Source organism: Rhizobium sp. CB3060 (assembly GCF_025200735.1).
Classification (GTDB): domain Bacteria; phylum Pseudomonadota; class Alphaproteobacteria; order Rhizobiales; family Rhizobiaceae; genus Rhizobium.
This window is the reverse complement of sequence record NZ_CP104162.1, coordinates 66,805-93,242: the sequence shown is the minus strand read 5'-3', so window position 1 is coordinate 93,242 and position 26,438 is coordinate 66,805. Positions and strand designations below refer to the sequence as shown.

General features: G+C 59.3%; 21 protein-coding genes and 1 pseudogene. 16 read left to right on the top strand and 6 right to left on the bottom strand.

Features of this window, described 5'->3' with window-relative positions:
• Nucleotides 1-62: 62 nt before the first annotated feature.
• The 9 genes and pseudogenes from N2601_RS33915 to N2601_RS33875 all read left to right on the top strand — a co-directional run bounded on the left by N2601_RS33915 (nucleotide 63) and on the right by N2601_RS33875 (nucleotide 10,186).
• Entirely contained in the window at nucleotides 63-989 is a 927-nt protein-coding gene (locus N2601_RS33915; protein ID WP_260306138.1) for a carbohydrate ABC transporter permease, read from the top strand.
• Nucleotides 986-1,807 (top strand): carbohydrate ABC transporter permease, encoded by an 822-nt coding sequence (locus tag N2601_RS33910; RefSeq protein ID WP_260306136.1) that lies wholly within the window; start codon nucleotides 986-988, stop codon nucleotides 1,805-1,807. The genes N2601_RS33915 and N2601_RS33910 overlap by 4 nt, the downstream gene beginning before the upstream one ends.
• The gene (locus tag N2601_RS33905) at nucleotides 1,804-2,835 is read left to right on the top strand and encodes an alcohol dehydrogenase catalytic domain-containing protein (RefSeq protein WP_260306135.1); all 1,032 of its coding nucleotides are present in this window, start codon (nucleotides 1,804-1,806) and stop codon (nucleotides 2,833-2,835) included. The genes N2601_RS33910 and N2601_RS33905 overlap by 4 nt, the downstream gene beginning before the upstream one ends.
• Before the next feature lie 29 nt (nucleotides 2,836-2,864).
• Entirely contained in the window at nucleotides 2,865-4,226 is a 1,362-nt protein-coding gene (locus N2601_RS33900; protein ID WP_260306134.1) for an FGGY-family carbohydrate kinase, read from the top strand.
• A 31-nt stretch (nucleotides 4,227-4,257) separates the two neighbouring features.
• The gene (locus N2601_RS33895; protein WP_260306133.1) at nucleotides 4,258-5,352 is read left to right on the top strand and encodes an ABC transporter ATP-binding protein; all 1,095 of its coding nucleotides are present in this window, start codon (nucleotides 4,258-4,260) and stop codon (nucleotides 5,350-5,352) included.
• An 18-nt stretch (nucleotides 5,353-5,370) separates the two neighbouring features.
• Nucleotides 5,371-7,062 (top strand): dihydroxyacetone kinase family protein, encoded by a 1,692-nt coding sequence (locus tag N2601_RS33890; RefSeq protein WP_260306132.1) that lies wholly within the window; start codon nucleotides 5,371-5,373, stop codon nucleotides 7,060-7,062.
• 372 nt (nucleotides 7,063-7,434) lie between these two features.
• A pseudogene (locus N2601_RS33885) lies at nucleotides 7,435-7,581 on the top strand (triose-phosphate isomerase); the annotation flags it as partial.
• A 426-nt stretch (nucleotides 7,582-8,007) separates the two neighbouring features.
• Entirely contained in the window at nucleotides 8,008-8,736 is a 729-nt protein-coding gene (locus N2601_RS33880) for a siderophore-interacting protein (protein ID WP_260306131.1), read from the top strand.
• Between the two features lie 232 nt (nucleotides 8,737-8,968).
• Entirely contained in the window at nucleotides 8,969-10,186 is a 1,218-nt protein-coding gene (locus N2601_RS33875) for an MFS transporter (RefSeq protein WP_260306130.1), read from the top strand.
• Between the two features lie 139 nt (nucleotides 10,187-10,325).
• On the opposite strand, the gene N2601_RS33870 is transcribed toward N2601_RS33875, so the two are convergent.
• On the bottom strand, nucleotides 10,326-11,387 hold the full coding sequence (locus N2601_RS33870; protein ID WP_260306129.1) for a LacI family DNA-binding transcriptional regulator: 1,062 nt from the start codon (nucleotides 11,385-11,387) through the stop codon (nucleotides 10,326-10,328).
• A gap of 137 nt (nucleotides 11,388-11,524) precedes the next feature.
• On the opposite strand from N2601_RS33870, the gene N2601_RS33865 reads away from it, so the two are divergent.
• The 6 genes from N2601_RS33865 (at nucleotide 11,525) to traR (ending at nucleotide 19,554) form a co-directional block, all read left to right on the top strand.
• Nucleotides 11,525-12,676 carry an ABC transporter substrate-binding protein gene (locus tag N2601_RS33865; RefSeq protein WP_260306128.1) on the top strand — a complete coding sequence of 384 codons (1,152 nt, stop codon included), beginning with the start codon at nucleotides 11,525-11,527 and terminating at the stop codon, nucleotides 12,674-12,676.
• 148 nt (nucleotides 12,677-12,824) lie between these two features.
• Nucleotides 12,825-13,823: a carbohydrate ABC transporter permease gene (locus N2601_RS33860; protein ID WP_260306127.1), complete on the top strand. Its 999-nt coding sequence runs from the start codon at nucleotides 12,825-12,827 to the stop codon at nucleotides 13,821-13,823.
• Nucleotides 13,820-14,707 (top strand): carbohydrate ABC transporter permease, encoded by an 888-nt coding sequence (locus N2601_RS33855; protein ID WP_260306126.1) that lies wholly within the window; start codon nucleotides 13,820-13,822, stop codon nucleotides 14,705-14,707. The genes N2601_RS33860 and N2601_RS33855 overlap by 4 nt, the downstream gene beginning before the upstream one ends.
• Before the next feature lie 5 nt (nucleotides 14,708-14,712).
• Complete coding sequence (locus N2601_RS33850; protein WP_260306125.1) at nucleotides 14,713-15,795, top strand: ABC transporter ATP-binding protein; 1,083 nt, start codon at nucleotides 14,713-14,715, stop codon at nucleotides 15,793-15,795.
• A complete protein-coding gene (locus N2601_RS33845; RefSeq protein WP_260306124.1) occupies nucleotides 15,705-18,299 on the top strand; it encodes a beta-glucosidase in 2,595 nt (864 codons plus the stop codon). The genes N2601_RS33850 and N2601_RS33845 overlap by 91 nt, the downstream gene beginning before the upstream one ends.
• Before the next feature lie 553 nt (nucleotides 18,300-18,852).
• Nucleotides 18,853-19,554, top strand: coding sequence for an autoinducer-binding transcriptional regulator TraR (gene traR, locus N2601_RS33840; RefSeq protein ID WP_260306123.1), 702 nt, complete (start codon nucleotides 18,853-18,855; stop codon nucleotides 19,552-19,554).
• Nucleotides 19,555-19,557: 3 nt separating this feature from the next.
• On the opposite strand, the gene N2601_RS33835 is transcribed toward traR, so the two are convergent.
• The 5 genes from N2601_RS33835 to traA form a co-directional block, all read right to left on the bottom strand.
• A complete protein-coding gene (locus tag N2601_RS33835) occupies nucleotides 19,558-19,866 on the bottom strand; it encodes a transcriptional repressor TraM (protein ID WP_260306122.1) in 309 nt (102 codons plus the stop codon).
• Between the two features lie 321 nt (nucleotides 19,867-20,187).
• Nucleotides 20,188-20,817: a TraH family protein gene (locus N2601_RS33830; protein ID WP_260306121.1), complete on the bottom strand. Its 630-nt coding sequence runs from the start codon at nucleotides 20,815-20,817 to the stop codon at nucleotides 20,188-20,190.
• A gap of 13 nt (nucleotides 20,818-20,830) precedes the next feature.
• Nucleotides 20,831-21,997, bottom strand: a complete 1,167-nt coding sequence (locus N2601_RS33825; protein ID WP_260306255.1) for a conjugal transfer protein TraB — start codon at nucleotides 21,995-21,997, stop codon at nucleotides 20,831-20,833.
• Nucleotides 21,998-22,037: 40 nt separating this feature from the next.
• The gene (gene traF, locus N2601_RS33820; protein ID WP_445945082.1) at nucleotides 22,038-22,547 is read right to left on the bottom strand and encodes a conjugative transfer signal peptidase TraF; all 510 of its coding nucleotides are present in this window, start codon (nucleotides 22,545-22,547) and stop codon (nucleotides 22,038-22,040) included.
• 17 nt (nucleotides 22,548-22,564) lie between these two features.
• A complete protein-coding gene (traA, locus tag N2601_RS33815; protein ID WP_260306250.1) occupies nucleotides 22,565-25,867 on the bottom strand; it encodes a Ti-type conjugative transfer relaxase TraA in 3,303 nt (1,100 codons plus the stop codon).
• Between the two features lie 258 nt (nucleotides 25,868-26,125).
• On the opposite strand from traA, the gene traC reads away from it, so the two are divergent.
• Entirely contained in the window at nucleotides 26,126-26,434 is a 309-nt protein-coding gene (gene traC, locus N2601_RS33810) for a conjugal transfer protein TraC (protein WP_260306248.1), read from the top strand.
• Nucleotides 26,435-26,438 lie beyond the last annotated feature (4 nt).

Here is a 26,438-nt window from a genome sequence, read left to right as displayed (position 1 = left end):
GCGGGTCGTCACCTCCCGACGGCCCGCCAAATCTTCGGCATTTGTTCTCGCGGATGAAAATTATGACATCGACTTCGCCATCAAGCGGGACCCTGACGCGTACCCGCAGTAACGTCGCCAAGGGTTGGTGGGACAGGCTCCCTCTGCTTCCGGCGCTGATAATCGTGCTGCTGGTCACGCAGTTGCCTTTTGTCATAACCCTTTACTATAGCCTTCAGCGCTGGAACCTGGTTTCCACAACCGCTCCTCGCTTTGTGTGGTTCAGGAACTTCGTCAACGCCGCCAGCGACGACGTTTTCCTAAAAGCGATCGCCAATACTGCCATCATCACATTCTCGATCGTAATCGCGTCCATCGTCGTCGGAGGTTTGCTCGCCGCTGGCCTCAATCGAGAGTTCCGGGGACGGACGATCGCCCGTACGCTGGCCATCACACCGTTCTTCATCATGCCCGTCGCCGCCGCGTTGTTCTGGAAGACGGGCGTTTACGATCCGACGTTCGGTATTCTCGGTTGGATTACGGACGATGTGGGTATCGGGCGCATCAACTGGATCAGCCAATATCCGAAGCTCACCATCATCATCTTGACGACCTGGCAGTGGTCCGCATTCTCCCTGCTTATTCTACTCGCCGGCATGCAGTCGTTCCCGAATGAGGTCGCCGAGGCCGCTGAAGTGGACGGGGCCAGCCGCTTCTACACGTTCCGCCGTCTGATGCTGCCGCACCTTCGTCCGTTCATCGAGCTCACCGGTCTGCTCGTGGCGATGTACGTGCTTGAAAACTTCGCTGCGATTGCAATCCTGACGAACGGCGGTCCTGCTTACGCGACCACCAACCTTTCATATTACGTGTATCTGGAGGCTTTCAGCGCCTTCGACCTGGGGCGGGCTTCCGCTTTCGGCATGATATCGCTGGCGCTCGCGATGGCGCTGACTATCCCGATGCTGCGCGTCGTCTCAGGCATCTTCAAAGAGGGAGGCCGTGCATGACCCGAAGACGCACCAGTTTCATCGATCTGCTGCTGACGATCTTCACCTGGGTTGGGACACTCACCATGTTCGCCCCTATCGCGTGGATGATCCTTACCAGTTTCAAGACGGAGCAGGACGCGGTAAGCTATCCGCCGAAGTTTTTCTTCACTCCGACGCTCGAACATTACCGCCGGATATTCGAGAACGACTTTGTCTCGTTTGCCACGGTCTCGGTCGTCGTTACGGTCGTATCAACCGCCATCGTTATGCTGTTCGCTGTGCCGGCTGCCTATGCGCTCACGGTCCGGCCCGTTCCGAAGTGGAGAGACGTCTTGTTCTTCTTCATTTCGACCAAAATGATGCCGATCGCCGCAGGTATCGTGCCGATCTACCTGGTCGCCCGGGCCTTCGATCTGCTCAACACCTCGACGGTCCTGATCATCCTCTACACGTCGATGAACCTGCCCCTGGCAATCTGGATGATCCGCTCGTTCATGGTAGAGATTCCGCGTGACGTCTTCGACGCTGTCGAAGTCGACGGAGCCGGCCGGTTGCGCGAGATGGTCCAGATCATCGTACCCCTTATCAAACCCGGCCTCGCCTCGACCGCGTTGCTGTGTGCCATCTTCGCCTGGAACGAGTTTTTCCTCGCGGTGAATTTGACGACGACCGTCAGCACACTTCCGGTCTTCCTGCAGAAATTCCTGAGTTTCGGTCAACTCTACACCGCGCAGGTGGCAGCCGTCGCAACGCTGATCAACGTCCCGGTCGTTGTGGCCGGATGGTTGGCCCAGAAGAGCCTCACCCGAGGTCTAACATTCGGAGCAGTAAAATGAGTTTGGATAGCCTGTTTGGCGGCGCGCCCAGTGGGAAGATGCAGGCCGTTCGCATCACCCAGGATCACAAGATCAGCGTGATCGAAACCACGGTCCCCAGCGTCACGGACGACGAGGTATTGGTCAAGCCGTCCTGCTGCGGCATTTGCGGAACCGACCTTCATATCCTCAAGCACGGTTTCGTCGGCACGAACTACCCGGTGATACCCGGTCACGAGTTCGCGGGGCACGTTGTAGCGGTCGGTAAGAACGTGCGGAACGTGAAGGCAGGCGACTTTGTCGCGGTCGATCCCAACGTTGTCTGCGGAACTTGCCGTTGGTGCCAATCCGGAAGGCCGAACCTCTGCAATCACCTGACACCGATCGGCGTCGGGCGGGCGGGTGCGGCAGCCGAGTACGTCGCAGTGCCGAGCAAAAACGCGTTCAAGGTGAGCGAGTCCATCGGCGCGGATATCGCCGCCCTTATCGAGCCGCTGGCCTGCGCGCTCCACGCTGTCGACTCCTCGCAGGGCGTTAAGGACCGCCAGGTCCTGGTTCTAGGCGGTGGAACGATGGGCCTTCTGATCGCCATCGCAGCCAAGCATTCCGGCGCGGGCAAAGTGACGCTGGCCGATCCCGCCTCCCCCAAACTCGACATCGCGCGGAACGTCGGCGTCGATGCCGCGGTACATCCCAATGAACTGGGGCAAGAACGCTTTGACGTCGTTTTCGAAGCGGCCGGCGTTCCAGCCGCTCTGAAGCAGGGTCTCCAGCTCGTCGAGAAGACCGGTGCATTCGTTCAGGTGGGCGTTCATGACGAACACGCCGAGGCGTCATTCGTGCCGTTCAGGCTTTATGAGCACGAGCTCCGCTTCATCGGCTCGAACTCCTGTGCCGACAAGTTCGGCGCGGCCGTCGAGCTGATGCCCGACATCAAGGAGAAGGCAAGGCATCTAATCGGCGAAAGTTTCCAGGTCTGGGACTTCGAAAACGCCGTGCAAAGCATGCAGGCGGGCAAGTCGATCAAGACACAGCTTCGTTTTGTTTGATTAGTGCGTCCGTTCGGGAGGAATGCTGAATGCTAGTGTGCGGTGTCGATATCGGGACGACCAATCTCAAGGTCTCGATCGTTGATGAAACAGGCGTCTCGAGGTGGACTCGGGCCGTGCCGACACCCCGTGTTGCGGCCTCTTCGCGTTCGGACGTCAATGCGACTGTGCTTGTTTCCACGATTGAAGGTCTAATCGTCGAAGGATGGACAGCGGTCGGCATGGGCAAGCCGCTGTCCGCCATCGCTACGACTGGTGTCGGCGAAGATGGCATTCTCGTCGATCGGGCGCTCCGGCCGCTGTGTTATGCCATCCCTTGGCACGACCGGTGTGCAATTCGCGAAGCCGCCGAAATCCGCGAAAGCGCCGCCGCGACGACACGTGCCGGCATTGAAATGGAGCACACGCGAACGGGGGCGAAATGGCTTTGGCGGCGTCGGCATTGTCCAGCGCTGTTTGACGACGGAAGTACCTGGATCGCTCTCACCGACTACCCATCCGTCTTCTGGACGGGTCGACCATTCATCAGCGAGACCCTTGCGTCGCGGACGGGCTGCTATGATGTTGGTGACCGGAGATGGATCGATGGGCTTCTGCAGGTCTGCGGAGCTCCCGAGCTCCCCGAGATTCTACGAGCCGGGGAAATCGTCGGCACCATCGTCGCGGGGCCATTGAAGTCCTCCGGCGCGGTAAGCGGTAACACGCTCGTCGTGGCCGGCGGCCACGACCACCCAGTTGCCGCTGCCATGATCCAGCGTTTCGACTCGACCGCGCGGGTGGACTCCATTGGCACCGCCAACGTCGTATACGGCGAGTCGGCAACGTTCCCCCTCGATCGCTTCGATCGGTACCTGGCGTTCATGGTCCCTGTTCAGGCCAAGATCGGCGTTGCCTGCCTTGGCGTCTTCGAATTCTCGTCCGCAGTTCAAAACCTGAAAGACCGTGGCGTCGACATCCGGTCGATCCTGGCGCTGCCGAAGTTGCCCGGTGAACCGAACTTCTTCGCGACGCCAGAGGACCTCCCGGCCCATGCCGATGCCCGCTCGGTGCTGGAAATGGCCAGCATCACAGCGCGCAGAATGTTTGACCATATGCGCTGGGCGGGTGTCCGTGACACCGCGATTTATGCGACCGGCGGCTGGAGCCGTTCGCTGAGCCTGCTGGAACTGCGAGCCAGCATCTTCGGAACTTCCGTTGGCGTCTTGAGCGAGCAGGAACCTGCTGTCGTCGGTGCCGCTCTCCTTGCGGCCGAAGGCCTGGGTCAAGACGTGGATTTCACCACAGGAGTGACGACACAGACGATCGATCCAGACCCGCGCTGGGCCGAATTCTATCAGGAAATGTATCAGGCGTCCTTCGACGCCAGCGACGGTCGGGCCAACGAGAATTGAAGCCGACCGCATCCATTAAAGGGAGGATTTCATGTCCGTTATAGCAATTGAAAACCTGAACAAATCCTTCGGCGCGTTCAACGCTGTCGATAACCTGAACCTCACCACGGAAGATGGAGAGTTCGTTGTGCTGGTCGGTCCCTCGGGCTGCGGGAAGACAACGACGATGCGGATGATCGCGGGTCTTGAAGGCTCGACCTCCGGCTCGATCAGCATAGACGGAGAGGACGTGACGGAGCAGACGCCGTCGGAACGTGACGTCGCCATGGTCTTTCAGAACTATGCGCTCTATCCGCATCTCACGGTCTTCGAAAATATGGCTTTCTGCTTGAAGGTACGGAAATGGCCAAAGGAGAAGATCGATGCGCAGGTCCGCAAGACCGCTAAAGCTCTGGACATCGAGAGTCTTCTCGAACGCAAGCCGTCCGCCCTGTCCGGCGGCCAGCGGCAGCGCGTAGCGCTTGGTCGAGCCATCGTCCGCGAACCGCGCGTGTTCTTGATGGACGAGCCGTTGTCGAACCTCGATGCCAAACTCCGTATCGAGATGCGGGCCGAGATCGTCAAGCTCTGCCGCCGCCTCAAAATCACGACATTCTACGTCACTCACGATCAGCTCGAAGCGCTGACGATGGGACACCGCATCGTCGTGATGCGGGGTGGAGTTGCTCAGCAGATCGATACTCCGCAGAACATCTACGACACCCCGGTGAACAAGTTCGTCGCCGGGTTCATCGGCAGCCCCCCGATGAATTTCATCAATGCCGCCATCGACAACGGCGCATTGGCGGGTCGCGGGTTTACGCTCATTCCGTCCGGTGCCGTCTCCGACGCGCTCCGCGCCCGCACAGGCACCATCATCGCCGGCGTCCGTCCCGAACACCTTACCCCCCTGGTCGGTGATGCCGGTGGCAACGTTGGCACGATCAAAGGTCGCATCGAGCTGATCGAGCCGCTTGGTTCGCAGGTCATGATCCAGATTTCGGTTGGAAACGAACTCATCTCCGCCCAGTTCGAGCGCGGTCCGGACATCGAGGTCGGCAGGGACGTCGTCCTCGTTCATCGTCCCAACAGCGTCCACGCGTTCGATTCCGCAAGTGAGCGCTCTGTTCTTGCGCCGGCAAACTGAACTCCTGAGGAGATGACTATGAAGAAGCTGATCAACGACCCGTCGACCGTCGTTCGGGACATGCTGGAGGGAGTCGTTGCTCTCAGCCCGGCAACGATCCTGCTCGCCGACGAGAACGTGGTTATCCGTTCCGACCTTCCCGAAGCCGGAAAAAGAAAGGTCGCCATCCTTTCTGGAGGAGGCAGCGGTCATGAACCCGCCCACGCAGGTTACGTCGGCAACGGTATGCTGACGGCCGCGGTCGCCGGCGATGTCTTCACCTCGCCAAGCACTGATGCTGTCCTCGCGGGTATTCGCGCGTCAGCAGGCCCGGCGGGTGCGCTCGTCATCGTCAAGAACTACACGGGCGACCGACTGAACTTCGGTTTGGCTGCCGAGCTTGCTCGCGCCGAAGGCATCCCTGTCGAGATCGTTGTCGTGGCGGACGACGTAGCCCTCAAGGACACGGTCACGGCCGACCGCCGGCGCGGCATCGCCGGAACCGTCCTGGTGCATAAGCTCGCCGGCGCGGCCGCCGAAAGAGGGTTGGCGTTGGCGGAAGTCGCACGTGTGGCCAGAGCCGCAGCCGACGGTCTTTCGTCGATGGGAATCTCGCTGGGTTCCTGCACCCTCCCCTCTGTCGGAAAACCGGGCTTCGTACTTGGCGAACATGAAATTGAGGTCGGTCTCGGCATCCACGGCGAACAGGGTGTCCGCCGCATGGAGATCGCATCCGCAGAAGAGCTTACCTCATTGGTGCTTGAAACGATCGAGGCCGATGGAAAGCTGAAGAGCGGCGACCGTATCGCACTTCTGGTCAATGGCCTCGGATCGACCCCACCGATGGAACTTTCGATCGTCGCACGCTCCGCCATCAAGTTTCTCGAAGCAAAAGGTGTCGTTGTCGAGCGAGCTTGGGCGGGTACCTTCCTCTCGGCACTGGATATGCCCGGCTTCTCGTTGTCAGTGATGCATGTCGATGACGAGGCGCTCGCCGCCATCGACTTTCCCACCGATGCAATAGCTTGGCCGCGCGGCGGCGAAGTCAGCAAGGCGCGGGTCTTGCCAGCGGTTGCAGCTGACAAGGAAGCGGCTCCCGCTCGCGCCGTCACAGCAGCGGGCAATCGACTGCGGGAGGCTTCTGGAGTTGTCGCGAGAGCGCTCATGGCTGCCGAACCGAGACTGACAGAACTGGACAGCATTACTGGCGACGGCGACCTCGGTGCGAGCATGATGCGTGGCGCGGAAGCCATTCTGGCGCTGCCTGTCGAGGAATTCGCCGACGTCGCTAGCGGTTTGATGGCGATGGCAAACGCAATGCGGAAAGCAATCGGCGGCAGCTCCGGACCTTTTTATGCGACGGGGTTGATGCGAGCATCGCGAAGCCTGACAGGCCTAGATCAACCAACAGCAGCACAGATGGCCGAGGCATTTGCGGCCGCCGTACAGGCTGTCTCCGATCTCGGTGGCGCGAAGCCAGGCGACCGGACGATGATCGACGCTCTCGCGCCAGCCGCCACGTCATTCACTGATGCTCTGGCCTCGGGTAAATCCGTAGACGAGGCGTGGAACAGCGCTGTCGCCGCGGGCGTCGCGGGCGCTGAGGCAACAAGTTCGATGCGCCCTCGGCTGGGCCGCGCCAGCTATCTTGGAGACCGCGCACTTGGCTACCCGGACGGCGGAGCCGTCGCCGTGACCATCTGGCTCCAGGCGATTACGGTCAAGGCCTGAAGTCCGAAATGGGTGTAAATCGTATCACTGACAGGCACTACGAGTTGGTCAAGCTTGAAGTCCCACAGCGGATATTCTCGCGGAAGCTTTTGAACGAGCAGGGACACGTCAAAAATCGAGGGTCCCGCAAACTGGGTAGGAAGCCGTGCGGATAGGATGGGAAATATGAGGCATGAAGCGGTACCCGTGGTTACGGGTCTATCCTCAACCACGGTGCTGCAAGTTTCTTCCGACCTTTCCGTACAACTCAGACGCCTCGGCGCGAACAAAGGATATCCTCCGTTAGCTAAGGTTATCCTTAGTTCGCCGAGGGCCACCCCGCGGGCGTCAACTCGCCGCGCAGCGTTCTAACCAGGACTTCGCCGTTGGGAAATCCGCATACTGTGCGGAGGCTCAGTAAAGCCTGACAACGCTCTCTCTATCAGCGCCGTACCGAATGTCGGCGGAGCGTTGGTCGGCGGGGCGAGTCTCAAAGCCAGTGATTTTATGGCTATAGCAAGATCGTACACAGAGGGATGAGCGGTTAAGCCTGTCCGTGCATTTCTACTCCGACAACGAGGTGCTTGGACGTCGAATGCGGCATTGAAGCAAGCCCGCTCAGCAATTGCGCGGAATTATCATGTAGCAAATGCCACAAGGACAAAGATTGGCCCGCAGCCGACCGACGTGCGCAGCTAGCGAACTACTCCTTCCGATGTCATATAAATGTTCTACATCGATGAGGCGAAGCTATTGGCGCTCGGCTTGATGACGTCCAATCTCCTCGAGAAGCACAGCGCTCCGTGGCTGCAAGACGCTCGATGCGCGCCAGAAATTCACAAACGGCTGCCGTTGTCAGGATATCGCTAAAGGCTGTCCGTTCCTCAATATCGGTGGTCGCGCAAGTCCTTTAAGCGTTTTGAGAACGCCTGGTGAATTGGACAACAGCGACGAGGCCGTGCGGATATGAGCAAAACGGATGTCAATCCTCCCTACGATATCTTCAGCGTGACGGTGAAAAAGGCGACGCTGATAACCCCACTCTTGAAGCGCATAAGCGTGGATGCGCAGGAGGTATCGGGGCTGCGAGCGGATTTGCCCGGTCAATACCTGAAAGTCTTCGTTCGCGACGCCGATGGATTCCGCCAGCCTGGGCGTGCTTATACCGTCAGACGATTCGATCCGCAGACGAGTGAACTCGAACTCGACTTCGTGCTGCACGGCGATGAGGGCAACGTTTCCCGGTGGGCGTCTCGAGCAAAAGCCGGTGATATCCTGGAAATAAGCAGGCCGAACACGCGGAGCGGTATCACGATCGATCCGGAAGTCAAAAACTATTTCCTTTTCGCAGACGAGACAGGCTTGCCGGCTGTCGCGGCCATCGTGGAGGCGCTTCCTGCAACAGCGAAAGCGCGCCTCTTCATCGAGATCGCCAATGCTAAGGAGGTGCAGCCCCTCAGCGCAGAGGCGGCTGTTTCGGTGCGCTGGCTCTGCCGCGAGCTCGGTGAGACACTGGTTGATGCCGCTAAAGATCTGTCAATCCCATCGGGATCTCTGGTTTGGGTGACAGCAGAATCAGGCCAGGTTGCAGCGATCAGGGCCGGGCTGAAAAAACAACAATCTGTTGAGACCTGCGCGGTTCATGCAAGCGGCTACTGGAAGAAGGGCGTGGCGGATCATCGCGATCCCGACTGACGCTGCAGTGGTTACGGCGTATCGATCCTCTCCGAGGCACGTCGGAACTCGCGAACTTGGTGGTTTGTAGAATCGAGCAATCGTCATTGGTCGGTTGACCCGCGAACAAGTGCCTAGTTGCGCCCGAACCTCGTCCTTGACGGAATAGCGACACAAATCGGCATTTTATCGAAAACTCGTTCGCTGATCAGCGATTACATGGCTGGGCCGAAGAAAAACAAAAGATAGGTCCATGACAAATTCGAAATTGAAACTGGCCCGCAGGGATTCTGCGATCAACCCCGAGGCTGATGCGCGGTTGTTAGGCAGCAAGCGCGCAACGCGGCTTTCCTTCTTCATTTCCGGCTTCGCGCTGGCATGCTGGGCACCGATGGTGCCATACGCGCAAAGCCGCATTGACGCAAATTCTGCGACCATGGGATCGGTGCTGCTTTGCCTTGGTTTTGGTGCGGTAGTGGGCATGCCGACTGCAGGCGTCGTTTCTAACAAGGTAGGAAGCAGGCCAGTTTTGATTGCTGGAGCTATAGGCCTAGCCACGGTGCTGCCGCTCATGGCGGTGCTGGCGAACCCAATAACCCTCGCAATCGCACTTCTTCTTTTTGGTTGCTCAATTGGCGCGATTGATGTCGCCACCAACATGCATGGAGCCGAAGTTCAAGACCTCGCAGGTGTGCCGCTGATGTCAGGATTTCACGGCGTCTACAGTATTGGCGGGCTGGTCGGGGCGGCAGGGATGACTTTTCTTGTTGCGGTTGGGCCTGGGGTACTTGCCGCTTCCGCGGTGGCATCATTGATTATGATCATCTGCATAGTCTGCGCGGTACCTGGATTTCTCAAAACGAAGCCAGCTTCGGATGGGGCGTCTTTTGCGATTCCCAGAGGAGGCGTGCTCCCGGTCGGTTTGCTGTTGATGGTCATCTTCTTAGCGGAAGGCGCGATGCTCGACTGGGGAGCCATTTTGCTGACTTCCAAGAAACTGGACGTCTCATTTTCCGGCAGCGGCTATGCTCTCTTTGCCATCGCGATGACCGTCAGTCGATTTGTAGGCGACAAGGCAGTTGAGCGCCTCGGCGAGCCCAAGATGCTCTTCGTCGGCATCTCAGTGGCTGCTCTGGGTATCATCTTCGCCGCCTACGCCGAGACGGTCCTGATGACCTTGACAGCCATCACTATCGCAGGGCTGGCTGCTGGAAATATTGTCCCGATCCTCTTCTCGCTCGCCGCGATACAGCGATCGATGCCGGCACCCCAAGCGATCGCCGCAACGGGAACGCTTGGTTATGCTGGAATTTTGATTGGACCCGCACTCATAGGCCACGCTGCCGAGGTAGTTGGACTTGCAAATGCAATTGCCGGCGTCGGCATATTGGCAATCGTCGCCCTCCTTCTCATTCCAGCGATCTCGTTCCGCCGCTCGACGATTGCGGCCTCCGCGCATCGAGTGATCTGACGATTTCCGCACCTCTGCCGTTGCGGGTTGACCGCGTCTGGCACTCGCCCGCTGCAGACGAGAAGAGTCCGTCGGGCCGCAGGCCGCTCGACGAAATCGCCGAGGGCCGAGGCATTGGTTCCATCTGGCAGAAAAAAGGTCAGACGCTTTCTGTCTCCAAAGACATCGTGCTGCGGCGAACCAAGAGTTCGCCCGGCAGAACGATCCGGGTGTCAGTTGGAACCTTGTCACCTGCCAGAGCGCGAAGCATCAGACGAGCGCCCGACGAACCGAGATCACTGCGTGGCTGACGAATGGTGGTGATGGTGGGCTCGAAGTAGTCTGTGTATTCAATGCCGTCGAACCCGACTACCGATACGTCCCGCGGACAAGAAAGGCCGGCGTCGGTGATGCCTCTTATGAACCCTATTGCCATCTCGTCGCTACAGCACACGACACCAGTTGGCCGATCTGCCATTTCAAGAAACGTCCGCGCGGCTGCCGCGCCACTTTGCATTCGATAGTCGCCCTGAAAGCGCGGGGCAAGCTGAGGGTCTATCCGGTTCGCCACAAGTGTCTTTCGAAAGCCCGAGTACCGCTGCACCTCATTGTAGTCGCCGTCGATACCAGCCACATACATCAGCTTTCGATGACCCAAGGATATAAGGTGCTCGGCCTGCAGCACCGCACACTCTTCATCGTTGAGCACCACTGTTGGGATCGAGTGACCACCCACTTCGGCGCAGACGGAAACGACGGGGATGCCTGCATCGAATACCGAGTGCTGGAGCCTGGAGGGAATTGTACAGGCAAGAACGATGATGCCGTCGAGCTGACGGGTGAAGACGAGACTGGTGAGGTTCCTCCCATCCTCCGTCGGGCTTTCCAAGCTTCCGATGATCATCGTGTAGCCATTGGAAGCCAGTTCGTTGTGGATGCTATCCAAAATTGTCGAGAAAAAAGAGGTGTTATAATGAGGGGGAACCAGAATAAGGATCATGCGCGACGAGCCGGCGCGCAGCGTGCGAGCGACTTCGTTCGGGGCATAACCGAGGCGCGCAACGGCTTCGAGTACCTTTGCTCGTTTGTCCGCACGTACATGGGCCGGATTGGCCAAGGCCCGACTAACAGTCGCGGTTGACACGCCGGCGGCCTTTGCCACATCCGAAATTGTCACGGCTGTTTTTTCGGTCGCTCGACCTCTTCTGACAGGTTTTTCCATTTAGACTCAACTCCGAACTCAATTTGAATATACAGCTCTTGTAATCGATTACAAATATGGTAGATAGATTTGTAATCGATTACAGAATCGGCCATGTCCGTTTGTAATCGATTGCAACGCTTTTTTGGAGATGAGGAATGTTCAAGGCTAGTTGTTTTGCGGCTCTTGCAGTTGCCGCGCTTGCTAGTGCGGGTCACGTGCAGGCTGATCAGCCCCTCAAGGCAGATGTGGTGCATTGGTGGACGTCAGGCGGGGAGGCGGCCGCACTCAAAGTGATCGCGGATGCGTACACCAGGGCTGGTGGCCAATGGGTCGACTCGGCCGTCGCCGGAGATGCCGCCGCGCGTGCGGCGGGCATAAACCGCATCGTCGGCGGCAATCCTCCGACCATGATGCAGTTCAATACCGGCAAGCAGCTCGATGACCTGCTGGGCAATGGCCTCCTGGACAACCTCGATGACGCGGCGGCTGCCGGAAAATGGCGCGATATCCTTCCGCAGCCGATCATCGACGCCTCCACCCGCGGTGGACATGTTTATGCGCTGCCGATCAATATTCATAGCGCAGGCTGGGTTTGGTATAACGCAAAGGTATTCTCTGATGCCGGCGTTGAGCCTCCCAAGAATTGGAGCGACGTGGTCGCAGTCGCGCCGGCTTTGGAAGCGAAGGGAATAATTCCGCTCGCACACGGTGGTCAGGCTTGGCAGGACAAGCTGCTGTTCGACGCCATCCTCGCACAGGAAGGCGGACGCGAACTTTATCTGGGGGTATATGGAACAGAGCCGGAAACCGCACTGGCCGACCCGAAATTCAAGCATGTGGCCGAGCTGTTCAAATCCATGCGTGGGTTGATGGACGACGGTTCGCCTGGACGCAACTGGAATGATGCGACGGCCCTAGTCATAACCGGAAAAGCCGCAATGCAGTTGATGGGCGACTGGGCAAAGGGTGAATTTCTTGCCGCCGGAAGGATGCCGGGAAAAGACCTCGGCTGCGTGATCCCCGGAGATGCAGTCTATCTGATGGGCGGCGACGTTTTTGTGTTTCCAAAGCTCTCGGACGAGAACGGCAAAGCGGCTCAACGCAAGCTCGAGGACCTGCTTCTGTCGCCGGAGGTCCAGGTCGCGTTCAATGCCAAGAAGGGTTCGATTCCGGTGCGCACCGACGTGGATACGTCCCAAATGGATGCCTGCGCGCAAAAGGGTGGGCCAAGCAACTCCCCAGCACGGACTATCTCCTGTCAGCCGACCAGACCGGTGCGGTCAAAGACGTTATCACCCAGTACCTGAATACGCCGAGCCAAATGGCAGACGAGTTTATCGCGAAGTTTGGCGCTGCCCTCGCAGCGTCACGATAATCTTCATCCGGAGCGCCGGGATCGACCATTTCCGTCCCGGCGGCGTCCCTTGCAAAAGCAAATTGATCTCAGGGCAACTGATGCTGCGGGATGGCGGCCGGAAAAGCTGTTTCCGGACGGCGGCGCTGTCGCGCCAGTCCACGTCCATAAAGGATATCAATGTGACAAGGTCATCATCACCACCTCAGTCGCGCCGGCGAGCAAGGCTGCGCGCCCAGGCGCCCGCGGCATTGGCTCTCGCCCCGGCTGCCGTAATAGCGATCGTTGCCTACATTGGGGCGATCGTCTGGACAGTCACACTGTCATTCACGAACTCGAAGCTGTTGCCGAGCTACACATTCGTCGGCCTTTCGCAGTACGTCCGCCTCTTCAATACCGAGACATTCACCAGTTCAGGCTGGAACATCCTGCTTTTCGGCGTTCTCTTTATAGCCGGGAGCCTGGTGTTCGGCTTTCTTCTAGCGGTATTCATCGACCAAAACGTGCGCTGCGAAGGCGTGTTCCGAACGATATTCCTCTATCCCTACGCGATGTCGTTCGTTGTCACCGGCCTGGTATGGCAATGGTTTCTGAGCCCAGAGCTCGGCGTTCAAAAAATCGTCCGTGACCTCGGGTTCTCGGCCTTTACCTTCGACTGGCTCGTGAACCCGGACATGGTCATCTACACTCTCGTCATAGCCGCAATTTGGCAAGCCTCGGGTCTCGTTATGGCACTGCTGCTAGCCGGGCTTCGCGGCGTCGACAGCGATCTCTGGAAAGCGATCAAGATCGACGCGATTCCAACGTGGCGAGCGTATGTGTCCATCATACTTCCCACTATCTCGCCAATGGTCGTCACCGCAACCGTCTTGCTCGCGACTGCTGTCGCCAAGCTCTACGATCTTGTGGTGGCGATGACACTCGGCGGTCCCGGGATTTCCTCGCAGGTGCCGGCCAAGTTCGTCATGGACAACCTGTTGGAACGCGCGAACGTCGGCCTGGCCACGTCGGCCGCAACGGTAATGCTGGTCACCGTCGTCGCGATCATGTCTCCGTTTATTTATGCCCAGCATTTCCGCAGGAAAGGTGTTCGCAAATGACCGTTTCTGTCATCCCCAACGGGCCAAAGCCTAAAAGTTTCAGCATGGGTCGCGCAGGGGTTTACGCTTTTCTCGTGGCCGCCGCTGCTTTCTTCCTCGTGCCGCTATGGGTGACCCTCGTCACTTCGTTCAAGTCCATGGACGAGGTAAGGCTTGGAACCATCTTGGCCATCCCAACTGCTCCGACAATGGAGCCTTGGTTTCGGGCCTGGATGACGGCGTGCACCGGATTGAGTTGCGAAGGATTGCACGGCGCCTTCTTGAACTCCGTGGTGATTTTGGTGCCGTCGGTCATTTGCTCGATCGTTGTCGGCTCTGTGACCGGCTACGCGATGACGTTCTATCGGGTTCGCGGGGCCAACCTCTTGTTTGCTCTTCTGCTCATCGGAGCCTTCATCCCTTATCAGGTTTTCCTGTTTCCACTGATCCGCATCTTCGCTGCGGTCGGAATCTACAACTCGCTTTTCTGTATCGTCCTCGTGCACGTCATATTCGGCCTCCCGCTGATGACGCTGCTCTTCCGCAATTACTATAGCGCGCTTCCGGTCGAGTTGTTCAACGCAGGCAGGGTCGATGGTGCGGGCTTTCTGCAGATTTTCGTCCACATCATTCTGCCGATGTCGGCCCCGGTAATCATCGTGGCGACCATCCTTCAGGTCACAGGCATCTGGAACGACTTCATTTTCGGGCTCACCTTTGCGGGACGCGACAACATGCCGATGACCGTGCTTCTCAACAATATCGTCAATTCGACCCAAGGGGAGCGGGCCTATAACGTGAATATGGCGGCAACAGTGCTGACCGCCCTTGTTCCCCTGATCGTCTATCTCGTCTCCGGACGTTGGTTTGTGCGCGGCGTAGCCGCCGGCGCAGTGAAAGGTTGATTGCTATGGGTTCCGTTTCTCTCCGCAACGTCGACATCGAAGCCGGTACCGTCAGCATCATAAAGGACTTATCCCTCGAGATCTCGGAAGGCGAATTTATCGTTTTGCTGGGACCCTCCGGCTGCGGCAAATCCACTTTGCTCAATGCAATCGCGGGTCTGAGCGAGATCAAGCGAGGACAAATCTGGGTCGGAGGCAACAATGTGACCTGGGCCGAGCCAAAGGAGCGCGGCATTGGGATGGTCTTCCAATCATACTCGCTCTATCCGCGGATGAGCGTTGCTGACAATCTCTCGTTCGGCCTCCGCATCTCAGGAGTTCCCAAGGATGAGCTCAGCAAGCGCGTCGAAAAGGCTGCCAAACTCCTCCACCTTGAAGCTCTCCTGAAGCGGACGCCGTCCGAACTCTCGGGAGGTCAACGTCAGCGTGTCGCAATCGGTCGGGCGCTGGTGCGGAATGCAGATGTGTTCCTATTCGACGAGCCACTCTCGAATCTTGATGCAAAGCTGCGAAACGAGCTTCGCGTAGAGATCAAGAAGCTCCATTCGGAGGTTGGCAGCACGATGATTTACGTCACCCACGACCAGGTGGAGGCGCTCACGCTAGCGGATCGCATAGCGGTGATGAGAGACGGGGTTATCCAGCAGCTTGCCTCGCCACATGACATCTACCATCACCCAATAAACATGTTCGTTGCCGGGTTCGTGGGTATGCCGGGGATGAATATGGTCGAAGGCAATCTTCGGAGCGGTTCTGCTGGCTGGTTTATCGACACGTCGATCGGGCAAATTGCGCTCGACCGTTACGCGCCGCAAAAGATCCTAACCGAGGGCAGGGCGGTTTTGGGAATCCGGCCCGAGCATATCTCTCTCCACCCTCTGTCGACACCCGCACACACCTTCCAACAAGCCGTCAGCCTCGTAGAGCCAATGGGAGCGGAAACAGTGATCTGGACCGAAGGCGGCGGCAAGTCGATGACGATCCGCACTGATGGCGATTGCGCCGTGAAGATGGGCGAGATGGTCGACCTTCATTTCGACGTTGCCCGCGCCTCACTGTTCGACGCGACGACCCAAGCCCGCCTTTAGGCGAAAGTACCAGCGCAGAAGCATGGAGTGCGATCGTGCACGAAAATGAAGTTAAGCGAATTGCCGCGGCGATGTCCAACGAGGAGCTTGTCGCGTTCGCTGCAGGCGAGGGGCCGTGGACAACTGCTGCAATACCTCGTCTTGGTATACCCGCTCTCAAGGTGAGCGACGGGCCGAACGGCGCGCGGGGAGGAGGAGCGCTGATCGGCGGCACCAAGGCCGCGGCCTTTCCTGTTGCGATTGCCTTGAGCGCCAGCTGGGATACCGAATTGGTTTGGCAAGTTGGCAGGGCACTGGCAGGGGAAGCCAAGACAAAGGGCGTGCGGATCGTTCTTGCACCAACGATCAACATGCATCGCTCAACGCTAAACGGCCGGAACTTCGAATGCTATTCAGAGGATCCGTTCTTGGCCGGAACGATCGCAGCTGCGTATATTGAAGGCTTGCAAAGCGAAGGGGTCGCCGCAACGGTCAAGCATTTCATCGGTAACGAGTCCGAGTACCAGCGGACGGAAATCAGCTCCGATATCGATGAGAGGACCCTTCGGGAAATCTACCTTCTTCCATTCGAAATGGCGGTGAAGCAGGCCCATCCATGGGCGGTCATGACGTCCTATAACCGGCTCAACGGGGTCTTCACATCAGAAAACACAGCGCTCGTCACAAACGTGCTGAAGGGAGAGTGGGGATATGACGGGGTTGTGATGTCCGATTGGTTCGGGACCCGCTCGACGGTGGCGGCGGTCAAGGCAGGGCTCGACTTGGAGATGCCGGGCCCGTCTCGCCAGCGCGGGTCAAAGCTTTCGGAAGCGCTGCGGAGCGGCCTGGTTACCCGAGCCAGTCTGGAGGAGAGCGCAAGGCGCCTCATTCGGCTTATCGACCGTGTGAAGGCGCACGTAGAACCGCCAACACTCACGGAGCTCGCAATCGACCGCCCGGAGGATCGAGCCCTGATTCGCAGGGCTGGAGCGGATGGCGCCGTCCTTTTGAAGAACGCGGGGCTGCTTCCGCTCGCCCCGGATGCTTTGAAGCGGATCGCCGTGATCGGCCCGAATGCCCGTAACGCGCGGATCATGGGCGGTGGAAGCGCCCAGCTCAATCCGCATTACCAGATTTCCCCTTTCGACGGCCTCCGCTCTGCGCTCCCCGACACTGTTGAAATAGTCTTCGAACTCGGTGCGTCGAACAATCGGCTCGTTCCCCTTTATGCGGGCGACGTCGACACCGAATTCTACGCCAACAGGGCCCTGTCCGGCCCGCCTGTCCATCGGACGACCTCTCAGGTCGGGGAATTCATGTTCAACGGAGATGCAGGACCCGGCTTCGATACGAAGCAATTCTCCGCTCGCATGCGAAGCACGTTCGTACCGGACGAGTCGGACGACTACCAGTTCGGCGTGGTCGCTTCGGGACCGGTGCAGGTCTTCGTAGACGGCCAGTTGCTGATCGATGGATCGAACTGGGAAATCGGCGATGAATTTCTGGGAAGCTCCTGCACTGAGCTGCGCGCAGTCTGCGGACTGGAAGGAGGGCAACCATACAATCTCGAAATCACCTATCGAGCTGTCGACGCACCGCGTGATGTCGGGATCTCCGTTCTAAGATTTGGCGTCGGTCAGATGATCGGAAAAGCTCAAATCGACAGAGCTGTGGCCGCCGCTCGGGGCGCCGACGCTGTCGTTCTTTGCGTCGGCCTGAATGGCGAATGGGACAGTGAGGGCATCGATCGACCGTCGCTTTCCCTGCCCGGACAACAAGACGAACTGATCGGCCGCATCGCTGCGGTCAACGGAAACACGATCGTGGTCCTTCAGAGTGGTTGCCCCGTTCTGATGCCATGGCTTGGACAGGTATCGGCTGTGTTGCAGGCATGGTATCCCGGCCAGGAAGCCGGAAACGCCATCGCTGATGTTCTTCTGGGACATGCCGACCCCGCCGGCCGGTTGCCTCAGACCTTTCCGGTACGGATAGAGGACGATCCGGCATATGCGAATTACCCGGGAACAGACGGCACGGTTCGCTACGAGGAAGGCGTCTTCATCGGACATAGACATTACGAGAAGTCTGGAATTGCCCCCGCCTTCCCATTCGGCCATGGGCTTTCGTACGCCGACTTTTCGATATCGAACATCACTCTTTCTGCCCGTGAGCTCAGAGCTGGCGAAACCCTCCGTGTCGGTCTCGATGTCCGCAACACAAGTAAACGAATTGGATCGACCATCGTTCAGTTCTATCTGCATGACCAAAGCTCAAGTGTGGAGAGACCCGATAAGGAGCTGAAAGCGTTCATGAAGGTCTTACTAGCGCCGGGCGAAACAACGCGGGTCGAATGTGCGATCGCTCCTCGCAGCCTGGCATTCTTTGACGTCGGCCGGAAAGCTTGGGTGGCCGAACCAGGTTTGTTCGAAATTCGTGTAGGGTTCTCTTCCGCGGATATCGTCGGTACGGCGGAGTTTTGCCTGACCGAGGAGTGGACCGAGCATATGTCCGCCAGTACCGGATAGCATTTCACTCCGGTTGCCTAAGCGCATTCGGTGGATCGATATATTGAACCGCGTCTCTGAGGCGCAAGCTGGCGAACGCCACCGGCACCTTTTCGTGTTCAGGATACTGAATACGAAATTCAGGATACATACGTGACATCCGGGCGCAAGTGGATTATGCTTCCTAGAAAACGGTTTATGTTCAGCAATAACAGCAATGGTAAACCGTCCGAAAGCACTGTCGGTCAACCGGTTACCTCCTGCGGTATTCTCAGTCGGTTATCCGTCATTCCGTGGGAGCTAAGTATTGCCGCCTTGGGACGTGATTGTGATGTGTACCTCATGTGAGGCGATCCTTGGGACGCTGGTCCGCCCTGTGAAGTGAACGTCGACCAACCAGTGTCATCAATTAGGCGAGGGTGCATCCCGACGAATGGAGCCCTTAGTGGCGACCAGTCTGCGGGCGCCTCAGTTCCATAAACCGCGTTATGCAACTTTAGATTGCATTTTGAGGCCGTCTACTCCTAAAGGGATCGCATGATCTGTTCCACCTGACGATCACAAGGAATTTCGAATGCAGCACTGGCTGGACAAGTTGACCGATCTCGCCGCAATTCCTGGCGACGAAAGCATCCTGAAACTCGCCCTCGCGACCTTTACCGAGCAGATTGGGTTCGCAGGATATGCCTATCTCAACATCCAGCCAGGTCGCTCCATTGCAATTTCGAACTATCGCCAAGAGTGGCAGTCTGACTATTTCAAGCGCGGGTATCTCGCAATCGATCCGGTTATTCGACGCGCCAGATCGCTGAAGCGGGCCTTCACCTGGAGCGGCGAGCAGATGCCGCGATCTTCAAAGGCCGAGCGCTCCTTCTATGCGCATGCGGCCGACTTCGGGATTCGGTCCGGCATTACAATTCCCATCAAAGCCGCATACGGCGCAATCGCGATGTTCACGCTTGCCTCGGAGAAGCCGGCAATCGACCTCGATCGCGAAATCGACCCTGTCGAGGCCGCATCCGCGGTTGCGCAGCTTCATGCCCGCATCAACCTTGCTGATCCGACCCCGAGTGTCGACGACCCGATCGGTCTCGATCCCAAGGGAGCCGCTTATCTGAGTTGGATCGCCGTCGGCAAGACGATGGAGGAAGCCGCGGACCTGGAGGGCGTCAAATACAATAGCGTGCGCGTCAAGATCGCCGAAACCAAGAAGCGCTTCGACGTGCACACACTGACCCATCTGACCGCCGTCGCCATTCGCAGAAAGATGATCTGAGCGTCAGTTCACGGACACTTTCGGAATATAGCCAAGGATGGTGACCAGCGTGTTCACCACATACATCTGCGCGTGCATCTCCATGCAAGCCTGGATGTAAGCGAGATGCAGAGCGCCGCCCGTCGCCTTGCCGGATTTATAGTCGTCGGGCAGTGTCTGGAAGAGCCGGTCGGCGGCATCCACCAGACGCCGGTGGGTTCGGATAGCATCTACTGTGAGGCTCTCCAGGTCAGCCTTGGGTAGACCCTGCGTCAGCCCATACACGGGACGCATTTCCAGTTTATCTTCCGATTTCGGCGCGTCCGGTGTCATTCGATTTCGTCTCCGGCTTGTCCGCGGTGCGCCCCCGCAAACGTTAATCCCTGATCCCAAGCCGGGGGTTGGAAACTGTACCTGGACAGTCCTGCGACCTTTAGTACCGGAGCACCTGGACATACGTCACAGGCCCCCGGCCAATCGGTCAGAGGATTCTGGTGCTGCAACGGCCAGCACCAACCGCCAGATAGAGGTTTCCACACCTCGGGGCAGCGCGTACTGCCCTATCCGCCCTTATAGATGGCGGAAGCTGAATTCGCCAGTGCAAACATGCACATGATCAAGGGAGTCGCGCGGTGAGTTTCGCGAATATCAATGTCATTCAGCACCAATTCCGGAAAGATCGACACGGATGCCCGCCTTGTTCGGATCGCCGCCGCTGGCCTCATCCCTGGCAGGATCACTCACTTCCTCTCCGGCAGAATCTGCTGACTGCTCAACAGCATCGCTCGCAGGATGCTCCCTGTCAGGTTCAGGCGGTTTGACCTCACCGGGGTCCGGCGTCCGAAACACCGCCGTCCCCTCGAAATATCCGGTCTGCCAGGCGATGACTGCGTCCTCGAACACTGCTGACGTGGCTTCCTCTCCGGTCGGATTGCCGTACCACTTGGAGACGACGCGATAGACCTTGGCGAATAAGGCCGTCCCCATTTTCAGATTAGCGCAGGCGTCGACGATGTCCGGCTTGAGTTCGCCCGCCTCCATAATGCCGAGACCGGCCGGATACTGGGTGATCCCGACCCGAATGGTGTTGCGACCAATGTTGTGGCGGATCAGTGCCATGGCCTCGTCCGAGGTCGTCGGTTTCGGCACAAGAACGACGCGGTTTCCGGATCGGACCGTGACGGCAAGCGGATCCTGCGATCCTGCCCGCTCGACGAACTGCTCGACGATCGCCGGTTTCAGGCCGGGATCTGCGCATTGTTGGATGAGGGCGGCGTCGACCATCCCGGTTTCCCTTTCAAGTGTTGAAAGCCATGACGACGGGCAGATCGAAGAGCTTCGCCCAGGCGACGGTGCTCGCCTTCTGGATGGAGACGATGGACGTGCCCTTGGTCCACCAGCCGTTGCCGGTTGCGACGATGATGCTCGGGCGGTGCAGCATCGACTGCACGACCGGCCAAAGAATGAGTTGCTCGTAGCAGATCAGCGGCGCGATCCGGGTGCTGCCGATCTCGACGGCTGTGTTCTCGAAGAAATGGGCGCGAGCGCCGCCGCCCTGCCCTGTCCAGGCAAGCCATGGCCGCCACATAGAGACCGGAACGGGCATCCGTTCACGATAGACGATCCTTACCTCATCGGCCGAAACCGCAACCATGACATTGTCATAGCCTTGCGGATCGACGACCGCGGCGCCGGCAAGGACGGTGATATTGAGATCGCGAATTGCATCCTGCCAGAGCCGCGAAACCGTCGGCGTCCAGAAGCCGAGCGCGCTTTCGGGGAGAAGGAAGACACGGCTTCCGTCGGCCGCCGCAACCCGCACCGTTGCAATCAGATCACGGTGTTGCTCGAGCGACCCGTCGCGTCCGAGCATCTGGCCCTGTTCGAGGTCGACGGCTTTCCATCCGTCCGGTAGTTTCGGTTCCGTCCATGTTGCGGCGGACCAGAGCCAGAATCCTCCAAGCGTGACGGCCGCAGCCGGCCAAACTCGCGTCGTCATGACGAGAAGGCCGGCTGCAGTCGCGATGAGCCCCCACCATCCCCACCCCGGAAACAAGACGCCGGCCGCGGTCAGCGGATGCGCCCATCCGGTGATGCCGAAGGGCGGCAACCCCGTGAGCACCCCCACCGCCAGATAGCGCACCGCCCTTCCTTTTTCCGGATGCCCCTTCAGCAGTCGCCCCCTAACCGGCAATGTCCAGGCCGCCGCATGCACGGCGACGAATGAGAGGGAGGCGCCCACCCAAAGCAGGAGGCCTGGCCAGAGATCGGCCGCGTAGAAGTTAGCGACGCCCTGCGGCAGACCACGCGAGGCGGCGAGGAAATACCCCGCCGACACGAAGGCTGCGACCATACGCAACGGCGACATCGCCCAGAGCGCTGGAAAGACCATAGCGACCGGAAGAAGAAGCACCTCACCGCTCCAGCCGATCAGGCCGCAAGCGATGGAGGCCGCGAGAAGCAGGATGGACTTGCAGTTATCAGAGACATGGTCGCCACCGCGATTACGGATCGAAGGTGAGTACCGGTCGCGCCAGGCCGAGAAGGCCCGCATCTGGAACCGGGCCAAAATATCGAGAGTCATAGGAGCTCGCAAAGGAAGAGTGGAGAAACAAGGTTCCGGGCGGCACGACGCCACCGGGATCGGGTGTGATTTGCCTTCCCTCTCCGTCCGTTCTCCGAACGCTGGATGCTGGCAAAGCGCGGTCATCGATGATGACATGATCGGTAATTTCGACATGCTGGCCTGGGAGCCCGGCGACTGTCTTGATCAACGGCGCCAGCCCGCCAACGCAAAGCCCGTGGCGCAAATATCCACGACCTCGCGCCTCCTCGAATGCGGCCGTCACGGGCGGACAGACAAAGACGAGATCGCCGACTTCGACCGGGCGGTGTAGCGCCTCGATACGCCAGAGCCCGAGCGGCTCGCTCGGCGTCGTGTTCAGCCGATAGCCGCCCATGTATGCGGTCGTCGCCAGACCGCCTATGGCAATACTGGAGCCTGCTAGAAACATGACAACGCGCCGCCGCCTCACTGCTTCAACACCGGCGACTGAAGCTGGGTGAGACGCAGTTCCTCTGCTTGGCGCAGCGACTGGATGGTGCGTTCATGGGCCGCGAGCTGCTGGGCAGTGCGCATGACCGGCCATGCTTGCTTCAGCTGAGCCTTCTGCTCGGGGCGCATGCCCTCGGCGAGTTTTTCGTAGAGCTTTCCGGACGGCTCACGCGCCGCATTTGATAGCAGTGTGCGCTCGCCGAAACGTTCGGTGACAGCTTGGTTGAACCTGTCGATTTCGAGCTTTGTTTCGCGATTGCTGAGCGCATAAGCCATCGCCGCGGGCAGATCGTTGCGATCGATCGCATCACGCACACGTTCGAGGACGGCGCGCGCAGCCGGCGACAGCGCCGGGATGTCGATGGAGATCCGCTGGCGCAATGCCTGTTCATCCATCTGCAGTCTCTGCGTCGCAATTTCGCGCATGCGAAAATACTGTTCAAGATCGCGCTTCAGCGCCGGAGCATTGACCTCGGCAATGCGGCGCGCTTCCCGATCGGCCTTGCTGGCAAGGATACCGGTCTTGCCGTTCAACGGTCCGATGGATGCCGGCTCTGCCTCAAGCTTCTGCAGGACCTGTTTCGCCGCCTCCTTATCGGCCAGAACGACATCAAAGTTCATGGCGCGGAAGGCGGCTTCGGGGTCGGCGAAGACATACCGGAAGCGCGCCGACACTTCCTCCCATTGGCGCTTCAGGGCGGGATCGGCGCCGAGCTGGTCACCAACGGTATCGGCAACAGAGCCGGAGAATGTCTTGATGCCTGCGACCATGGGTTCGGCCTCCTTCATCGTCTGGGTTTTGGGGGATTGGGCAAGGCCGAAGCGCTCGGTAAAAGCGGCAAGTCGCTGGCCGAGATCGGTCAGTTTGGCCTTCTGTCTCAGCGTCCAGTCGAGCCGGTCGCGTACCAACGTGCGCGCCACCTGGACAATATGCAGGCCGCGGTTTTCAGCGAAGCGCAGCGCCTCGCGATAGAGCTTGCCACGGTCGTAGTCGAGCGTCGTCTCCTTGGCGTTCTTTCGCGAAAGAACTCTGGAAAGCCCACCATTGAAGGCGAAGGACCGGGTCCCGTAGTAGAGCTGCAGATCCTCACGATGGCGGGTCATCGCCACGTAGGTGAGATGCCGGTCGAGCGAGAGCGACGCCAGCACTTTCACTCGGTCGACAGTGGCACCCTGGCTCTTGTGAATCGTCGTCGCATAGCCGTGATCGAGATTGCTGTAGAACCGCTGTTCGACGACAATCTGCCTGCGCTGATCGCCATCACCGACGACAGCAACGATGCGGTTCGGTAGGGCCTCGACGACATGACCGATCATGCCGTTCTTGACGCCGAGCGAACCCTCGTTCTTCAGGAAGACGATCTGGTCACCGGCGTCGAACTGGCGGATGCCGTCAGCCGTTTTGAACGAGTGACCCTCACCGACAATGCCGCGTTCGACCAGCTTGTCGCGCGCCATGACGTTCAACATGCGAACGTCGCGGCGCAGATGCGCGAGGATCAGCGTGGTCTTCGTCGGATCGTAGCTGTGGTTCCAATCCGTGATCAGGCTCGTCACGGCCTCGTCCTTCAGCCGTTCGCCAGTGATCTTCGCGTTCGCGCCGTAGGCATTCAGCGCCTTCTCCACATTGCCGCGCGCCAGATCGAGCGACGCCTTGCGCATCCAGTCCTCGCGCTGGCGATAGATCGTCTCGAGTTCGGCGTAACCGATACGGTCGACGATGGCGCGGAAGGCGGCGCCCGCCTCGATCGGCTGAAGCTGTTCGGGATCGCCGACCAAAACGATCTTGGCGCCTGCCCGAACCACCGCGTCGATGAACCCCGCCATCTGCTTCGACGCCACCATGCCGGCTTCGTCCATGACGAAAACGGTTTTGCTGTCGAGCACGTCACGACCACGATCCCAGCGCAGTTCCCAGGAAGCCAGCGTCCGGGAAACAATGCCTGCTTCCTTCTCCAGACCCTCGGCCGCCTTGCCGGCCAGTGCGCCGCCGACAACCCGATATCCGGCCAGTTCCCAGGCCTCGCGTGCCGCCTTCATCATCGTGGTCTTGCCAGCGCCTGCGCGTCCGACGACGGCCGCGATCCGGGCGTGTCCGGCGATCCGCTCGATCGCGGTTTTCTGCTCCTCCGAAAGCCGCGCATGCCGCCGGAACGCCGCATCCACCACGCTCGCGGAAACGGCGTGCGTCTCCTTGCCCGACAGCCACAGCGCCTGCCGCGCCATCGTCGACTCCAGCCGGATCATCGTCCGTGTTGAATAGCGCGCCGGCACTTTCTCTCCGGTCGCAAAGTCGATCGTGTCGCGCTGAAGCCGGAGAACCTCGGGATTTAGGATGATGCGCAACATCAGCTGCTGGAAGACAGCGGGATTGTCGACATAGCGATGCAGCACTTTCGCGACATCCCGCTCATCGAAGACGCTCTTTTCCCGTGTGATCAGGTCGAGCACGATGGCGGGATTCTTGACAATACGGCGGGTATTTTCCGAGCGGCGCTCTTCGTTCAGCGCGATCCGTTCCAGCTCCGGATGAACACCCTGTTGCTCTGCCTTGCGCTCGATTGCCTTGGCGCCCACGCCGAGATGGATGGTCGGCTCGAGATCGATGCCCTGCTTTTCGTAGGAGCGCCCGTCGATGCGAAGATCGATGCCGCCCAGCGCCAGGTGATGGTTCAGCCTCTCGAACCAGCCGTCGCGAAGCACATTGAAGTCGTCGGTAGAGCCGGCCCAGAGTTCGTAGAGGATTTTGCCGGATTTGGTGCGGACCGGCTGACCATCGTCACCGATGACCGCGACCTTCTTAGACCCGAAACCATCCTCGGCCAGAGGGCGCAACGTCGTCATCAAGTGAATGTGCGGATTGCCGGGATTGTCGTGATAGACCCAGTCGGCAACCATACCCTTGGAAAGGATATGCTTCTCGACAAAGTCCCGGACCAGGGCGATGTTCTGCTCGGGTGTAAGTTCAAACGGAAGCGCGATGGTGAGGTCGCGCGCCAGCTGCGCATCGGTGCGCTTCTCGAAAGCCTCAACCCTGTTCCAGAAGGCTTCGACGGCGCTGGAAACAGAGCGATCTGCAATAAGGCTGCGCGCCCATTGCGGGGCATCGGCAGGGAGCACGAACTCCTCATGCAGCAGCCCCTGTTTGCGGGTGTAGTCGATGGTCCGGGCCTCGCGTTCGTATTCCATCTTCGCGCAGTGCCGGTAGGCCGCAGACAGCACCACGCTGCGGCCTGAGCCGCGGCTGACGATGCTGGCTGAGAAATGGGCAATAGCCACGGCGCGAAAAACTCCCGATTGGAACTGTGTTCGTCGGGAGTGGTGGTCGCCACGCGGCCCCGCCAAGGGTGCTGAGCAAGCACGTCGCATTGCGACGTATAATTGCGCCCTTGGAAGCCGCTCCTTCGGAACGGCCGGGATGATGCTCCAAAGCATCGGCGTTGCCGATGTGCAGATCTGCACATTCCATTTCATGACATCCGGAAGGATTCTGGCGTCGCGAATGCAACGCCAGAACCTCACGGAGACGCAAACGGAATGAAGAAGCCATCATCGAAGATCAGGGAAGAAATCGCCAGATTGCAGGATCAACTGAAACAGGCCGAGACACGCGAAGCCGAGCGCATCGGCCGCATCGCGCTCAAGGCCGGGCTTGGAGAAATCGAGATTGACGAAGCCGAGCTTCAGGCAGCCCTGGAGGACGTCGCCAAACGGTTTCGCGGAGGCCAAGGGGGAACAAAGGGTACTGCAACCGGGAAGAAGAATACCGGAGACAGCCGGACCAGCAGTGAGCCGTCCTCGACGCAGCAAGCTGGCGCGGATGCGGGCGGGACTGGCGAGGTTTGAGCGC

Excerpts from the sequence above, each read along its gene's own strand:
- N2601_RS33915 (WP_260306138.1), top strand. The coding sequence starts at position 63 with ATGACATCGACTTCGCCATCAAGCGGGACCCTGACGCGTACCCGCAGT.
- N2601_RS33910 (WP_260306136.1), top strand. The coding sequence starts at position 986 with ATGACCCGAAGACGCACCAGTTTCATCGATCTGCTGCTGACGATCTTC.
- N2601_RS33905 (WP_260306135.1), top strand. The coding sequence starts at position 1,804 with ATGAGTTTGGATAGCCTGTTTGGCGGCGCGCCCAGTGGGAAGATGCAG.
- N2601_RS33900 (WP_260306134.1), top strand. The coding sequence starts at position 2,865 with ATGCTAGTGTGCGGTGTCGATATCGGGACGACCAATCTCAAGGTCTCG.
- N2601_RS33895 (WP_260306133.1), top strand. The coding sequence starts at position 4,258 with ATGTCCGTTATAGCAATTGAAAACCTGAACAAATCCTTCGGCGCGTTC.
- N2601_RS33890 (WP_260306132.1), top strand. The coding sequence starts at position 5,371 with ATGAAGAAGCTGATCAACGACCCGTCGACCGTCGTTCGGGACATGCTG.
- N2601_RS33880 (WP_260306131.1), top strand. The coding sequence starts at position 8,008 with ATGAGCAAAACGGATGTCAATCCTCCCTACGATATCTTCAGCGTGACG.
- N2601_RS33875 (WP_260306130.1), top strand. The coding sequence starts at position 8,969 with ATGACAAATTCGAAATTGAAACTGGCCCGCAGGGATTCTGCGATCAAC.
- N2601_RS33870 (WP_260306129.1), bottom strand. The coding sequence starts at position 11,387 with ATGGAAAAACCTGTCAGAAGAGGTCGAGCGACCGAAAAAACAGCCGTG.
- N2601_RS33865 (WP_260306128.1), top strand. The coding sequence starts at position 11,525 with ATGTTCAAGGCTAGTTGTTTTGCGGCTCTTGCAGTTGCCGCGCTTGCT.
- N2601_RS33860 (WP_260306127.1), top strand. The coding sequence starts at position 12,825 with ATGCTGCGGGATGGCGGCCGGAAAAGCTGTTTCCGGACGGCGGCGCTG.
- N2601_RS33855 (WP_260306126.1), top strand. The coding sequence starts at position 13,820 with ATGACCGTTTCTGTCATCCCCAACGGGCCAAAGCCTAAAAGTTTCAGC.
- N2601_RS33850 (WP_260306125.1), top strand. The coding sequence starts at position 14,713 with ATGGGTTCCGTTTCTCTCCGCAACGTCGACATCGAAGCCGGTACCGTC.
- traR (WP_260306123.1), top strand. The coding sequence starts at position 18,853 with ATGCAGCACTGGCTGGACAAGTTGACCGATCTCGCCGCAATTCCTGGC.
- N2601_RS33835 (WP_260306122.1), bottom strand. The coding sequence starts at position 19,866 with ATGACACCGGACGCGCCGAAATCGGAAGATAAACTGGAAATGCGTCCC.
- N2601_RS33830 (WP_260306121.1), bottom strand. The coding sequence starts at position 20,817 with ATGGTCGACGCCGCCCTCATCCAACAATGCGCAGATCCCGGCCTGAAA.
- traF (WP_445945082.1), bottom strand. The coding sequence starts at position 22,547 with ATGTTTCTAGCAGGCTCCAGTATTGCCATAGGCGGTCTGGCGACGACC.
- traC (WP_260306248.1), top strand. The coding sequence starts at position 26,126 with ATGAAGAAGCCATCATCGAAGATCAGGGAAGAAATCGCCAGATTGCAG.